This window comes from Variovorax sp. CF079 (assembly GCF_900101545.1).
Classification (GTDB): Bacteria; Pseudomonadota; Gammaproteobacteria; order Burkholderiales; family Burkholderiaceae_C; genus Variovorax.
The window spans coordinates 70,896-85,320 of the sequence record NZ_FMZU01000014.1; the positions used below are offsets into that span (position 1 = coordinate 70,896).

The 14,425-nt window shown below is 68.6% G+C and carries 13 protein-coding genes; 4 read left to right on the top strand and 9 right to left on the bottom strand.

The window, feature by feature from the left end; genetic code table 11:
* Positions 1–6: 6 nt before the first annotated feature.
* From ssuC to BLS74_RS19365, 6 genes are all read right to left on the bottom strand, one after another.
* Positions 7–840, bottom strand: coding sequence for an aliphatic sulfonate ABC transporter permease SsuC (ssuC, locus tag BLS74_RS19345; RefSeq protein ID WP_093108773.1), 834 nt, complete (start codon positions 838–840; stop codon positions 7–9).
* A 21-nt stretch (positions 841–861) separates the two neighbouring features.
* Positions 862–2,031, bottom strand: a complete 1,170-nt coding sequence (gene ssuD / locus BLS74_RS19350; RefSeq protein ID WP_093108774.1) for an FMNH2-dependent alkanesulfonate monooxygenase — start codon at positions 2,029–2,031, stop codon at positions 862–864.
* Positions 2,032–2,132: 101 nt separating this feature from the next.
* Positions 2,133–3,089 carry a sulfonate ABC transporter substrate-binding protein gene (locus tag BLS74_RS19355; protein WP_093108775.1) on the bottom strand — a complete coding sequence of 319 codons (957 nt, stop codon included), beginning with the start codon at positions 3,087–3,089 and terminating at the stop codon, positions 2,133–2,135.
* A gap of 31 nt (positions 3,090–3,120) precedes the next feature.
* Entirely contained in the window at positions 3,121–3,258 is a 138-nt protein-coding gene (locus tag BLS74_RS34480; protein WP_170855655.1) for a hypothetical protein, read from the bottom strand.
* A gap of 109 nt (positions 3,259–3,367) precedes the next feature.
* Entirely contained in the window at positions 3,368–3,952 is a 585-nt protein-coding gene (gene ssuE / locus BLS74_RS19360; protein ID WP_093108776.1) for an NADPH-dependent FMN reductase, read from the bottom strand.
* 106 nt (positions 3,953–4,058) lie between these two features.
* Positions 4,059–5,087 (bottom strand): sulfate ABC transporter substrate-binding protein, encoded by a 1,029-nt coding sequence (locus tag BLS74_RS19365; protein WP_093108777.1) that lies wholly within the window; start codon positions 5,085–5,087, stop codon positions 4,059–4,061.
* Positions 5,088–5,216: 129 nt separating this feature from the next.
* On the opposite strand from BLS74_RS19365, the gene BLS74_RS19370 reads away from it, so the two are divergent.
* Positions 5,217–5,489 (top strand): oxidative damage protection protein, encoded by a 273-nt coding sequence (locus BLS74_RS19370; protein ID WP_093108778.1) that lies wholly within the window; start codon positions 5,217–5,219, stop codon positions 5,487–5,489.
* A 15-nt stretch (positions 5,490–5,504) separates the two neighbouring features.
* Entirely contained in the window at positions 5,505–7,382 is a 1,878-nt protein-coding gene (gene mnmC / locus BLS74_RS19375) for a bifunctional tRNA (5-methylaminomethyl-2-thiouridine)(34)-methyltransferase MnmC2/FAD-dependent 5-carboxymethylaminomethyl-2-thiouridine(34) oxidoreductase MnmC1 (RefSeq protein ID WP_093108779.1), read from the top strand.
* Here the strand turns inward: mnmC and BLS74_RS19380 are convergent.
* Positions 7,358–10,576, bottom strand: coding sequence for a hypothetical protein (locus BLS74_RS19380; protein ID WP_093108780.1), 3,219 nt, complete (start codon positions 10,574–10,576; stop codon positions 7,358–7,360). The two genes, mnmC and BLS74_RS19380, sit on opposite strands and share 25 nt — an antisense overlap.
* Before the next feature lie 115 nt (positions 10,577–10,691).
* On the opposite strand from BLS74_RS19380, the gene BLS74_RS19385 reads away from it, so the two are divergent.
* A complete protein-coding gene (locus tag BLS74_RS19385; protein WP_093108781.1) occupies positions 10,692–11,591 on the top strand; it encodes a transglutaminase family protein in 900 nt (299 codons plus the stop codon).
* Positions 11,592–11,826: 235 nt separating this feature from the next.
* Here the strand turns inward: BLS74_RS19385 and BLS74_RS19390 are convergent, their stop codons facing one another.
* Positions 11,827–12,750, bottom strand: coding sequence for a LysR family transcriptional regulator ArgP (locus BLS74_RS19390; RefSeq protein WP_093108782.1), 924 nt, complete (start codon positions 12,748–12,750; stop codon positions 11,827–11,829).
* Positions 12,751–12,820: 70 nt separating this feature from the next.
* Here BLS74_RS19390 and BLS74_RS19395 point away from each other — a divergent pair, with 70 nt between their 5' ends.
* Positions 12,821–13,462, top strand: coding sequence for a LysE/ArgO family amino acid transporter (locus tag BLS74_RS19395; RefSeq protein WP_093108783.1), 642 nt, complete (start codon positions 12,821–12,823; stop codon positions 13,460–13,462).
* Here the strand turns inward: BLS74_RS19395 and BLS74_RS19400 are convergent.
* Complete coding sequence (locus tag BLS74_RS19400) at positions 13,445–14,374, bottom strand: crotonase/enoyl-CoA hydratase family protein (RefSeq protein WP_093108784.1); 930 nt, start codon at positions 14,372–14,374, stop codon at positions 13,445–13,447. The two genes, BLS74_RS19395 and BLS74_RS19400, sit on opposite strands and share 18 nt — an antisense overlap.
* Positions 14,375–14,425: the final 51 nt, after the last annotated feature.

Sequence of the window (14,425 nt, forward strand, 5' to 3'; positions counted from 1 at the left end):
CCTCCTTCATTTCGCCGCCTGGTAGCCCGGATGCCAGCGCAGCCACCAGCGCTCCAGCCCGCGGGCGAACACGTCGGCCAGCTTGCCGAGCAACGCATAGAGCAGGATGCCCACCAGCACGATGTCGGTCTGCAGGAACTCGCGCGCGTTCATCGTGAGATAGCCGATGCCGGCCTGTGCCGAGATGGTTTCGGCCACGATCAGGATCACCCACATGAGGCCGAGCGAGAAGCGCAGGCCCACCAGGATCGAGGACAGCGCACCCGGCAGGATCACCTCCTTGTAGAGCTGCCAGCGCGAGAGCCCGTAGGTGCGGCCCATCTCGATCAGCTGCGGGTCCACGTTGCGAATGCCGTGGAAGGTGTTGAGATAGATCGGAAAGAACACCGACACCGAGATCAGAAACAGCTTGGCCGATTCGTCGATGCCGAACCAAAGGATCACCAGCGGAATGAGCGCCAGCGCCGGGATGTTGCGCACCATCTGGATGGTGGAATCGAGCAGGGTCTCGAAGAACTTGACCGAGCCGGTGAGCAGGCCCAGCGCAAGGCCGAGCCCGCCGCCGATGGCCAGGCCCGACAAGGCCCGGCCGGCGCTGACCCTCACGTGGGTCCACAGTTCGCCCGAGACGGCCAGCGACCACGCGGCCTTGACCACGTCGATCGGCGCCGGCAGCACGCGGGTGGAGAGCCAGCCGAGCGACGAGGCGATCTGCCACGCGACGATCAACCCCACGGGCACGAGCCAGGGCACGAGGCGCTTGGCGACCCCGAGCCCGAAGGCTTGCGCCGAGCCCAGCGAAGGTGCCGCGACCGGCAATGGCTGCACTTGTTCAGTCATGAAGAGAGTCCTTTGCCTTGATCAGCTTTGCGAAACGAGGCGCGAAGGCGCATCGAGATTGGCGACGACCTCGCCGAAGGGACCGGTCAGCGCCCCGCCCGGCAGGCTCGGGCGCCGCTTGCGCGGCAAGAGCGGGAACACCAGCTCGGCAAAGCGGTAGGACTCTTCGAGGTGCGGGTAGCCCGAGAGGATGAAGTTGTCGAGGCCCAGCGCCGCGTACTCCTCGATGCGCGCCGCCACCGTCTTCGCATCGCCCACCAGTGCCGTGCCGGCGCCGCCGCGCACCAGGCCCACGCCGGCCCAGAGGTTGGGCGCGATCTCGAGCTCGGCCCGCGTGCGCCTGGCACCACCAGCGTGCAAGGCGGCCATGCGGCGCTGGCCTTCGGAGTCCATGCGCGCGAAGGCGGCCTGGGCGCGGATCACGGTGGCGTCGTCGACGCGGCTGATCAGCTCTTCGGCAGCCTTCCACGCCGCCTCCTCGGTCTCGCGCACGATCACGTGCAGGCGGATGCCGAACTTCACCGTGCGGCCCTTGCGTGCGGCGCGTTCGCGAACGTCGGCCACTTTCTTTGCCACTTCGGAGGGCGGCTCGCCCCAAGTCAGGTAGGTATCGACCTGTTCCGCCGCGAGCTCGTGCGCCGCCGCCGAGGAGCCGCCGAACCACACCGGCGGATAAGGCTTCTGCGTCGGCGGGTACAGCAGCTTCGCGCCCTTCACGCTCAGATGCTTGCCTTCGTAGTCGAAGCTCTGGCCTTCATGGCTGCGCGCGATGATCTCGCGCCAGATGCGGATGAACTCGGCCGACTGCTCGTAGCGCTCTGCATGGTCGAGAAAGACGCCGTCGCCCTCGAGCTCGGACTGATCGCCGCCGGTCACCAGGTTCACGAGCACGCGCCCGCCCGAGAGCCGGTCGAAGGTCGCGGCCATGCGCGCGGCCAGGCTGGGCTGGTGCAGCCCGGGCCGCACCGCGACCAGGAATTTGAGTTGCCGCGTCGCGCCGATCAGGCTGGCCGCGATCACCCACGGGTCCTCGCAGGAGCGGCCGGTGGGAATCAGCACGCCCTCGTAGCCGAGCTGGTCGGCCGCGCCGGCAACCTGCTGCAGATAGGCCAGGTCGACCGGGCGCGCGCCCTCGGTGGTGCCGAGGTAGCGGCTGTCGCCGTGGGTGGGAAGAAACCAGAAGACTTGCATGGTGTGATCTCGATCAGATGGCGAATAGAAGGCGCCGCAGGCCCCACGCCAGTGCCGTGGTGCGAAGCACCCGCACGGCGCGAAGCCGCAACAGCGCGCTGTCAGGCAATACCGGCGGCCGCTGCATCGAGCACGTTGATCTTCTTGGGGATCAACCCGAGCGAGAAAAATGTGTCGGCGATCTTCTGCTGCTCCGCCAGGACCGCCTTGGTGATCGGCCTCGTGCCGTACTTCGCGCGCCCCACCACGACGTCGACCACCGGCTGCGGAATGCCCCACAGTTGCGAAAGCTCGGCCGCGAACGCGCTCTTGTTGGCCTGGCCCCATTGGTCGACCTTGTCGATCTCCTCAGTCAGGATCCGGATCACGTCGGCGTTCTTCTCTGCATAGCCGAGCGAGGAGAAGTAGTAGGCGCGGTTGCCCACCACATCCGTGGCGTCGGCGAGCACCTTGGCTTCGAGCGTCTTCTCCGCCGCGGCCAGGAACGGGTCCCAGATCACCCAGGCGTCGATCGAACCCTTCTCGAAGGCGGCGCGCGCATCCGAGGGCGGCAGGAAGGCGAGGTTCACGTCGCCGTAGCCGAGGCCGTGCTTCTCCAGCAGCTTGACCAGGAAGTAGTGGACGTTGCTGCCCTTGTTGAGTGCGACCTTTTTACCCTTGAGGTCGGCCACCGAACGGATCGCCGATCCCTTTGGCACCAGCACCGCTTCCGATTGCGGGCGCGGCACGGTCGCCGCCACATAGGCCAGCGGCGCACCCGCGGCCTGCGCGAAGATCGGCGGCGCTTCGCCGACGTCGCCGAAGTCGATCGAGCCGACGTTGAGCGCCTCAAGCTGCACCGGCCCGGCCGTGAACTCGGTCCACTTGAGCGAGACCTTGAGCGGTGCCAGCCGCTTCTCCAACGTGCCGCGGCCCTTGAGCAGGCTCAGCACGCCTTTCTGATGGCCGATGCGCAACTGCCGCGCCGGCGCCTGGGCAAGTGCCGCCAGCGAAGGCAAGGCGATCGCGGCCGCGGCGCCCTGGACCAGTTGGCGGCGCTTCGATGAATGCAATGTCATGGTGATGCTTTCGATGGATGGAGCCAGCGGCTCAGGTGGCGGTAATGAAGCCGACGATCAGCGCAATGGCGGCGACCACGACCACGCTGACGGCGAGGTCGCGCAGCGCGCGCCACAGCGGACGCGGCGGCGCATCGATGGCAAGGTCTTCGGTGCTGACAGGGTTCATGGCGGATGTCTTTCAGGCGTGAGTTGTCCCGCGCCGCGCGCCGGCGGCGAAAAACCAATGTGAAAAAAGAAGGGGGAGGCGCTCTCGCGCCGGGCCGGCCGGCCCGGGCTCAGACGCTACATCGCACGCGCGAGAAGGGCACCGGCTCGAACCCGCTGGTGGCGGGCAGCTTGAGCCCTTCGCTGGCCAGCGTCTCCACCGCATCGTCGAGCCGCTGGGCGAGCTCCTGTTGCAGCTGGTACGCGCCCTCGGGCTGCAGCGTGACCTGGCCGTCGGTCGCATACACGCCGGGCAGGATGTGCCGTGCCGCGAGCGACTGCAGCACGGGCCGCAGCGCGTAGTCGAGCGCCAGCATGTGGTGCGGGCTGCCGCCGGTGGCCAGCGGCAGCACCGTCTTGCCCTTGAGCGCGGACTGCGGCAGCAGATCCAGAAAGACCTTGAGCACGCCGCTGTAGGCCGCCTTGTAGACAGGCGTCGCGATCACGATCACGTCGGCGCGCCGCACCTGTTCGACCGCATGCTGCACGGTGGGATGCGAAGCCTCGCCCAGCAGCAGCGCATGTGCTGCCAACTCGCGGATCGCGAGACGATCGGCCGGCACGTCGCGCAGCGCGAGCCGCGCGGCCACCGCATCGAGCAGCACGGCCGAGCGCGAAGGCGCCGACGGGCTGCCGGCAATCAGGAGAACAGTCACGATTGCTTTCGTTCGAAGGTGGTTCTTTTTCAGGGGGCGGCCGGCCCGCCCCCGGTAGGGGGTTGGCGTACCGACACGAAGTGCGGGGAGCCTGGGGGCGAGCTGGTTACTTCTGCTTCGCCGTGTAGATCTGGTCGAAGGAGCCACCGTCCGCGAAGTGCTCCTTGTCCGCCTTGGCCCAGCCGCCGAAGGCCTGGTCGATGGTGAACAGCGTGAGCTTGGGGAACTGCTTCTCGTACTTGGCCTTGGCCTTGTCGGAGGTCGGGCGGTAGTAGTTGCGGCCGGCGATGTCCTGGCCTTCGTCGGAGTAGAGGTACTTGAGGTATTCCTCGGCCACGGCGCGCGTGCCCTTCTTGTCGACCACCTTGTCGACCACCGTCACCGTGGGCTCGGCCAGGATGCTGACCGAGGGCACGACGATGTCGAACTTGTCGGGGCCGAATTCCTTCAGCGCCAGGAAGGCCTCGTTCTCCCAGGCCAGCAGCACGTCGCCCACGCCGCGCTGCACGAAGGTGATGGTCGAGCCGCGCGCACCCGTGTCGAGCACCGGCACGTTCTTGTAGAGGCTGCCGACGAACTCGCGGGCCTTGGCGTCGCCGCCGTACTTGCGCTTGGCGAACTCCCATGCGGCCAGGTAGTTCCAGCGCGCGCCGCCCGAAGTCTTGGGGTTGGGCGTGATCACCTGCACGCCGGGCTTGGCCAGGTCGTCCCAGTCCTTCAGGCCCTTGGGGTTGCCCTTCTTCACGAGGAAGACGATGGTCGAGGTGTACGGTGCCGAGTTGTGCGGCAGGCGCTTCTGCCAGTCGGCCTTGACCAGGCCGCCATGCTTGACCAGCGCGTCGGTATCGCCGGCCAGCGCCAGCGTGGCGACGTCGGCGTCGATGCCGTCGATGATCGAGCGCGCCTGCTTGCCGGAGCCGCCGTGCGACTGCTTGATGCTCACGTCCTGGCCGGTCTTGCCCTTCCAGTGCTTGGCGAAGGCCTTGTTGTAGTCGACGTAGAGCTCGCGCGTCGGGTCGTAGGACACGTTGAGCAAGGTCACGCTTTGCGCGAACGACGGCAATGCCGTCAGGGCGATGCTGGCGGCAGCGGCGGCGCCGAGGGAAAGCTTGATAAAGTCGCGGCGAAAGCTCATGGTCTTGTGCTCAGGAGGGCATAACAGTGAAGCTGCGAATTCTGAAGAGCGCATAAAGAAACTGGAACGACCGAGTTCTCAGTTCTAAATAGCGAAATCAACTAAGCAACCCACACGAAGGCAATCCAAATGGCACGCATGGTCCAGTGCATCAAGCTCGGCAAAGAGGCCGAAGGGCTCGATTTCCCGCCCTACCCCGGTGAACTCGGCAAACGCCTGTGGGAGAACGTCAGCAAGGAAGCCTGGGCCGCCTGGCTCAAGCAGCAGACCATGCTGGTCAACGAGAACCGGCTGAACCTGGCCGATGCCCGTGCCCGCCAGTACCTGGCGCGCCAGATGGAGAAGCATTTCTTCGGCGAGGGCGCTGACGTCGCGCAGGGCTACGTTCCCCCGACGAACTGATCGCCTGCCCGCGCCATGACCGAGCCGGTCGATTGGCGGGCCGACGGCGTGCCGCAGAGCGCGCGCTTTGGCGATATCTACCACTCCGAAAGCGGCGCGCTGGCGCAGGCCCGGCATGTGTTTCTGGCCGGCTGCGGCTTGCCTGAGGCCTGGGCCGGGCACCCACAATGGCGGATTCTCGAAACCGGCTTTGGTCTCGGCCTCTCTTTTCTGACAGCCTGGCAGGCTTGGCGAGCCGATCCTCAGCGCCCGCGCCTGCTGCATTTCGTCTCGGTCGAAGCGCACCCGGTGTCGCGCGACGATCTGCTGCGCGCCGCCGCGGCCTATCCGGAACTTGCCCCGCTGGCCGCCGAGTTGGGCGCGCAGTGGTGGGGCCTGCTGCCCGGCTTCCATCGACTGGTCTTCGACGAAGGCCGCGTGCTGCTCACGCTGTGCATCGGCGATGTGCAGGCCATGCTGCGCACGCAGCAGCACTTCGAGGCCGACAGCATCTTTCTGGACGGCTTCAGCCCCGAGCGCAATCCGCAGATGTGGTCGCCCGAGACACTCAAGGCCGTGGCACGTTTTGCGCGTCGCGGCACCCGCATCGCGAGCTGGACCATCGCGCGGACGGTGCGCGACGCGCTGGCGCAGCGCGGCTTCCAGCTCCGCAGGGCGCCCGGCCTGCCGCCCAAGCGCGATTGCCTGCAGGGCGTGTTCGAGCCGGCCTGGCAGATTCGACGCCGCGCGCCGCTGCCCGCGCCCATCGCGGCGCCGGGGCGCTGCGCGGTGATCGGTGCGGGACTGGCCGGTGCAGCCGTGGCGGCCAGCCTGGCGCGGCGCGGCTGGCAGGTCACGGTGCTGGATGCCGGCGATCGCCCGTCGGCCGGGGCCTCGGGCCTGCCCGTCGGCGTGCTCGCGCCGCATGTGTCACCCGACGACGCGCTGCTGTCGCGCCTGACCCGCGCCGGCGTGCGAGCCACGTGGCAGCAGCTCGAGGCGCTGCTGGCGGAAGGCAGGGATTGGCGGGCCTGCGGCGTCCTCGAACGGCGCGCCGCGGGCCAGGATCGCCTGCCCGCCGACTGGACGGCCGAAGGCCCCAATGAATCGTGGCACGCCTCGGCCGCGCAGATTCGCGAAACCGGACTGCCGGCCGATGCGCCTGCACTCTGGCATGCGCGCGGCGGCTGGGTGCGGCCGGCGCGGCTGGTTCAGGCCTGGCTGGCGCAGCCCGCCATCGAACTCGCCACCGGACGGCGCGTGGCACGCATCGAAGCGCCGCAACCCGGGCTCGCCTGCTGGACGCTGCACGACGCCCAAGGCGCCCTGCTGGCCGAAGCCGAACGCGTGGTCATCGCCGCCGGCTTCGAAAGCCGTGCGTTCGCGCCCGCGCTGGCGCTGCAGCCCGTGCGCGGCCAAGTCGCCTGGGGGCGCATGGACGACGGCACGCAGCTGCCTCGCGTGCCGATCAACGGCGACGGCCATCTCATTGCGCATGTGCCCGACGCCGATGGCGCGCTCTGGCTCACGGGCGCCACCTTCGACCGCGACAGCAGCGATGCCGCGCCACGCGGCGCCGACACCGAATCGAACCGCGAGCGGCTCGCCAGGCTCCATCCCGATGCTGCGCTGCAGCTCTCGTCGGCGTTCGAGCGCGGCGACGCGAAGGCATGGGCCGGCGTGCGCTGCGCGTCGGGCGACCGCCGGCCGCTGGTCGGCCCACTCGACCCGGCATCGTCGCAGGGCGTGTGGCTCTGCACCGCGATGGGCTCGCGCGGCCTCACATTCGCCGCGCTGTGTGCCGAACTGCTTGCGGCACAGTGGCACGGCGAGCCCTTGCCGCTTTCGGCATCGCAAGCGCGGGCCCTGGATGCGCAGCGTTCCAGCGCTCAGATGTTCGCCAGCGCCAGATAGTCCAACAGCGTCGAGCCGCCCAGCGTGGCGAAAGGCAGCAGCACCGCCTTGACCAGCGGCTGCTGCCAGAACGGGGCGAAGGCGCCCATGCGCAAGCTCTCGATGCGCGACTGCAGCAGTTCGAGCTGCTTGGGTGTGGCCTCGCCGGGCGCGGCCGGCGCCTTGGCGTTCGCCCGCATCAGCGCATCCTTGACCAGGTCGAGCGCATGCCGGCGCGAGGCCTCGGCAGCAAGGCGCAGCGCCAGCGCGCAGCCCAGCGCGACGACCGCCCCGCCGACGGACAGGACGATGGTGCTCACCGGCATGGTCCACCGGTCGAACACCGCGCTCCTCGAGAGCAGCAGCAGCGAAATCACGATGAAGGGGTAGTAGATGAGGTGCGTGACGCTGCGCGTGCGCAGCGCGATGAACTGCAGGTCGACCCAGTTGTCCAGGTGGGCCCGCGGGATGCCGGTCTGCGCCTCGAACAGATCCAGCGTGGCTTCGGGCCAGTTCGCGGCCTGCTCGCGCAGGCCACGCACGAAGCCGACGCAGAAGGCGGTCGCATCGACGACGAAGAACACCAGGAAGTACATCGCCACCAGCGACGGAATGCGCAGGCCGTCGTGCACCGCGAGGGACAGATCGCCGCGGTACGGCACGGAGCGCTCTTCGTCGAAGGCCAGCACGATCAGGTAGCTCCATGGCAGCGCCGCGGCCACATAGGCCGTGGTGCGCAACAGCCGCGCGCTGAGCCTGTTCTGCGCCACGTAGCGCTTCCAGAAGTCGAGCGCGGGTGCCAACATGCCGTGCGCGGCCTGCTTTGAGCGGCTGGCGGCGGGCACGAAGCGCATCGAGAACACCTGGGCCAGCTTCTGCCACCAGCGCAGCCGCGCCTGGGCCTCGCGCTGCTCGGCAATCAGTTCGCGGCGCGTGCGGCCCAGGTGGAATTCGCGCGTGATCTCGTCGAGGTTGCGCGTGAGCGCGCCCCAGCCCCGGAAGAGCAGGTACAGGCACAGCACCAGATTGAGCACGCGAATGGCTTCCGTCGGCCAGAGACTGATGCCTTCGAACGCAGTCAGCGGCTTGCCTTCGCGCGTGAGCCACTCGGCAAAGGGCTGCCAGTGGGCGGCCAGCCAGAGCGGCAGCTCGAGCTGCAGCAGCACGGCAAGCACCGCCAGTGCCGCATAGCGCGCGAGCAGCGCGGAGCCGTCAGGTGCGCGGGCGACGAAGCGCCCCAGGAAGCGCCGTGCGCCGAGGCTGATGAAGAGCGCGGGCGCCCACAGGGCGAGCACGAGAAGGCTCGCGATCAGGACCAGCGTGGCCTCCCGCGGCATCGGATAGCGGGCCGATGCGGGCGGATGGACGTCTTCGCATGCGGTCCAGCCCTCGCCCCGGCACGGATTCGATGTGGCCTTCTGCGGGCCCTCGTTCGCCGGACGACCGTAGAACTCGAAGGCCTCGGTGCGGCCGATCTCGAAGACCCGCGGTGTCTTGAACCACCGGGCAATGGCCGCCTGCGATAACGGCCGCGTGGGATGCCGCGCGTCGTCCATGGCGATCCGTGTCGTCAGGAAGGTGGACACCTGGTAGCTGTCGCGAAACGGCGGTGCGCCGCCTTGCAGCTCGTCCCGGAGGCGCAGGCCGAAGTTGGAGGCGACGATGAGGTTGCGTGTCCAGGCCTGCTCGCGCGGATGCAGGAAGCGCGCATCCAGATCGGTGGTGAAGAAGATGGCGTTCGGAAACTCCGGCTTGAGCGCCTGCAGCACCAGCAGCTTGTCGTGCACATCGTTGCCCAACACGCCGATCGCGCGCAGACCCATGCCGTCGGCACTGGCGGCACGTACGCGTCGGTCCTTCTCGCGCATCTGCACGGCGAGACGGCGCAGATAGTCGAACTGGCTCTGGCCTTCGGCGCGCTCGATGAAGGTACCGTCCTTGCGACGGGTCGCATCCTTGTCGCCTGGCGCCTGCTTGCCGCCGCTGGCGGAATCCGACGCGCCCTGGCCGCCCGCAGGCAGTTGGCCATCGAGTCCGCGCACATAGTTGAAGGAGTTGATGCAGAAACCGCGCTCGTTCGCCGCGGGCCGGAATTCGCGCCGCAGGCTGCGGCCGTACAAGGTGTCCCATTCGGCCACCACGGCAACATGGCTCGGCGCAGGGTCCGGCTTCTCCCCGTCGCTCGGACGGCAGGCTTTCCGGTAGGCCTCCACCTCTTGCTGCGCCGTCAGCGTCGGGGGCGGATCCGATTCGCCGCGGTCCGGCCCCAGCGCCTCGATCGTGAGCGGCCTCAGGCCGCGCAGCTCCAGTTCATCGATCAGCCTGGTGGCGAGACCTCCGTCGTTGCCGATGGTGCGCACCAGCAGCGCGCCCCTGGACTCGAAGAAGTCGGCAAGGCTCGACTCGGCGTCCGGAAGCAGGACATCGTCGGGCACGGTCGCGTACGGCGAATAAAAGCGCATCGGCGGCGCGGGCACCTTGCCCTTGAGGCTGGACTTCGCCGCTTCGTCGATCATGGCCTTGAGCCCGTCCGAACCGTTCGGTCCAATGACGCGCCAGCTCGCGCCGGATTCGAGAAAGGGCCGCGCCAGTTCCGCCATCCGCGCGAACGGTGCATTGTCGAAAGCCTCGCTCCGAAGCCACATGACGAGCACGCGCCGAAGATCATCGTTGTTCCCGCGCGCATCCAGTGTGGGTTCGAACCACTCGTAGGGTATGGGCTCCGGCGATCTCGCGTACGGACCGGGACGAACCGGCGGAAAGAAGTAGCCCAGATGTTCGGTATCGACGGGCGAGAGCCGGCTTGCGTTGAGGCCTGCCAGCACCGCATAGCGTCCTCGCCTGCGACTTTCCACGTTCTCCGAGTAGGGTCCGCCCGGCAGCATGACCGCGAGGATCTCCACCGGCTGCCTGGACCGGATCTCCCGGGCCAGGTCGGCGGCGGTGCGCCGCGCGTCGTCCGCCTCCGCCCTTTTCGCGTCGTTCTTCCTGGCCTCCACCCGGCCCTTGGCGACGGCGCCGAAGGGATCCTGCCAGAGCCGCGCGTCGACATCCTGCAGCGAGAAATGCTGCGCGAAGCGCGATTCGCCGGCCGGCAGACGGGTGGTTTCGAGCGGTGCCTCGCGCACGAACAACACACCGGCGAGCAGCAGCATCACCGCGATGAGGCCGTTGCCTGAAAGACCGCCCAGCCCGGACTTGGAATCCTTTTCCATAGGACCCCCTTCGCTGTGCAGTCTAGGGACGCGCTTCGACTTCACAATGTGTCGTTCGGCGGAAAGCGCCCTTCAAACGGACGGTGTCTACCTCATACACGGTAGACAATTCGCCATGCCCATCCGCTACGACATCACCCACACCACGATCTACCGCTACAACCAGCCGGTGAGCTTCGGCCTGCATCGCGTGATGTTCAGGCCGCGCGACAGCCACGACCTGCGCGTGCTGGCCACCGACCTGCAGGTCAGCCCCGAGGCCTACGTGCGCATGATCCAGGACCCGCACTCCAATTCGGTGGCGCTGGTGCAGCCGATGGGCGAGGCGACCGAGTTGCGCATTGTCTGCGCCTTCACCATCGAGCACGTGCCGGCGCCGATGAACGAACTGCCGCTGGAACCGGCCGCCGAGTACCTGCCCTTCGCCTATTCGGTGCAGGAGCGGCTCGACCTCGAACACTATCTGCGCCCGCACCACGACGACCCCGAAGGCACGCTGATCCGCTGGGCCCACCAGTTTCTCCACACCGACAAGCCCAACAGCACGCGCGAGGTGCTCACGCGCATGAATGCACACATCGGCCGGAGCCTGACCTACGCGGCCCGCGACGAGGAAGGCACGCAGACGCCGCTGGAAACGCTGGCGCTGGGCAGCGGCAGCTGCCGCGACTACGCACTGCTCATGATGGAGGCCGCGCGCCGGCTCGGCGTGGCCACGCGCTTCGTCTCGGGCTATATCTACGATGCCGCGCTCGACACCGGCAGCGTCGAGCCGGGCTCATCCGTCTCCGGCGCCGGATCGACGCATGCCTGGCTGCATGCCTACCTGCCCGGCGCCGGCTGGGTCGCTTTCGATCCCACCAACAACCTTCTGATGGGCAGCGGCCAGCTGATCCGCGTCGGCGTGGCGCGCGACCCGTCGCAGGCCGCGCCGATCAGCGGCAGCTGGTATGGCAAGGCGGAAGCCTATGAAGGCCTGGAAGCGACGGTTCAGGTGAAGCGCACCGCGGGCTGAAGTTCGACTTTGGCAGGAGCGTGTCATGACACTGTATTTTTATACAGATAATATGGGGCGCCCTCCAAGAAAAACCCAAGGCGCCCGGCCATGTCATTCCCTCATCTTCCGAGCCCTGCTCCCCGGCAAGTCCCTCGTCTCTTCCTGATCACGCCGACCTCGCGGCGCCCGCGCTCGAACCCCGCGCCCTCACCGCACACGGACATCCGGCGCCATGCGGCGCGCGTGATCGCGGTCACCGTGCGTCACTGGTGGCCCTGAGCGGCTCCAGCCCGGTCTGCGCCGCTGCCACCACCGCCTCGGTGAGACGGTCGAGCATCGGGATCTTCAGGCGCACGTGATGCCAGTAGAGCGGCACCCGCAGGTCCACGCCTGGCACCAGCTCGACCAGCGAGCCGTCGCGCAGCTGCGCTTCGACCAGGCTCGCCGGGTTCGTGCCCCATCCGATGCCCGCGACGCAGGCCGCCACGAAGGCCTGCGGCGAAGGCAGCCAGTGCCGCGGCGTTTCGACCGGCTTGCCGCAGGCCGCCCGCAGCCATTGCGCCTGCAGCTTGTCCTTGCGGTTGAAAACCAGGCTCGGTGCCGCGGCCAACGCCTGCGCGGTCACGCCGTCCGCGAAGTACTTCTTCTTGAAGGCCGGGCTCGCGGTGGCGAAGTAGCGCATGTGGCCGAGCGGCACGCTGCGGCAGCCCTGGCCGGGCTTGGCGCTGGCGGTCACGGCGGCCAGCACGGCGCCGGTGCGCAGCCACTCGGCCGTGTGCTCCTGATCGTCGAGGCTCAGGTCGAGCAGCGCCGGCTCGCTCGCGCTGAAGGCCGCGATCGCGGGGACGAACCAGGTGTCCAGGCTGTCGGCGTTGACCGCCACGCGCAAGGTGACGCGCTGATCGCCGGCGTCGAGCGCGCCGAGCGCAGGCATGGCGCGCTGCAGATCGCGCTCGAGCATGCCAACCTGCTCTACATGCCGGCACAGCCAGGCACCCGCCTCGGTCGCCACGCAGGGCGAGCCGCGCACGATCAGCGCAAGACCCAATCGATCTTCGAGCAGCTTGACGCGTTGCGACACCGCCGACGGCGTCACGTGCAGCGCGCGCGCCGCCCGTTCGAAGCTGCCTTCGCGCACCACCTGCGCAACGGCGGCCAGGGACAGGTAGTCGAGCAATGAAGTATTCCTAATGCAGCCGCAGAAAAGTTAACTGGACTGATTCTGCCGCAGCGCCAATCATCGGCGCATGACCCCCTTCGCCTTCCCCGCATTCGCCACCGGCTTCGGCCTGACCCTGGGCCTGATCGTCGCCATCGGCGCGCAGAACGCCTTCGTGCTGCGCCAGGGCCTGCGGCGCGAGCATGTGTGGCCGGTGATCCTGTTCTGCGCGCTGGCCGACACGGTGCTGGTCGCCGTCGGCGTGGTCGGCATGGGCCAGGTGCTCGACCGCCTGCCGCTCGTGGCGCCGGCGCTCACCGTCGGCGGTGCGCTGTTCCTGCTGGTCTATGCCGCCTTCGCCTGGCGCCGTGCGCTGCGCCCTGCTGCGCTGCATGCGGCCGCGGGCGGTGCGGGCCGGAACTCGCTGCGCCGCGTGATGACGCAGACCGCCGCCTTCACGCTGCTCAATCCGCACGTGTACGTCGACACGCTGCTCCTGGTCGGCGCCGTCGGCGCGCAGCAGGCCGGCCTCGGCAAGGGCGCCTTCGTGGCGGGCACCGCGCTGGCCAGCGCGAGCTGGTTCGCGGGGCTCGGCGCCGGTGCGCGGCTCTTGGCACCGCTGTTCGCGAAGCCGGTGGCCTGGCGCTGGCTCGATGCGCTCGTGGGCCTGGTGATGCTGGTGCTCGGCGTGGTGCTGGCCGGGCAGGCGGTCTCAGCGCTGCGGGGCTGAAGCGGCCCGGGCCTCGAGTTCGGCCACCAGGGCGCGCGCCTCGTCGCCTTCAGGAATCGGCCGGCCGCTGTCGCGCCATGCAACCGCACTCTTGAAGCCCTCGACCTCGGCCTGGCGGCGGAACCACATGCCTTCGGGGTTGTGGCGCGTGATGCCGTCGAACACGGTGGCGAACATCTGGCTCTGCTCCAGCCCCATCGAGAGCCAGACCTGGTTGACCACCAGCTTGTGCATCATCAGGTGCGAGCGCGGCACGCCGGCGATGCGCTCTGCCAGCTTCAGCGTGGCCGCGTCGAGCTCTTCGGCCGGCACCGCGAAGTTGGCGAGGCCCCATTCGGCGGCCTGCGTGCCGTCGATGGTGTCGCCGGTGAACATGAGCTGCTTGGCGCGCAGCGCGCCCAGCCGGTAGGTCCACATCGCGGTCGTCGGGCAGCCCCAGACGCGCGTGGGCATGTAGCCGATCTTCGCGTCCTCGGCCATCACCAGCAGGTCGCAGCACAACGCGATGTCGCTGCCGCCGGCCACCGCGTAGCCGTGCACCTTGGCGATGGTGGGCTTGGTGCAGCGCCAGAGCGACATGAAGTCCTCGGTGTTGCCCTTCATCGCGGCGTAGTCGAGCATCGGGTCCCACGGCGTCTTCTCCTGCCTGCAGGGATGGTCGGCCGTGCCGTCCTTTGCCTTGCCCTCGGCGTATTCGCCCAGGTCGTAGCCGGCGCAGAAGGCGCGGCCCGCGCCTTCGACCACGATCACGTGCACCTCGTCCTCGGCTTGCGCCCACTCGACCGCGTGGCGGATGTCGGCCGGCGTGGTGTTGCCGATGGCATTGAGCTTCTCGGGCCGGTTGAGCACCAGGCGCGCGATGCGCGGGTGCTGCGGGTCCTTGTCGATCAGAACGGTGTTGAAGGTGGGCATGGGTGTCTCCTTGTGGATTCCATCCTATGGCGGCGGCCCGCGCGGCGGTAG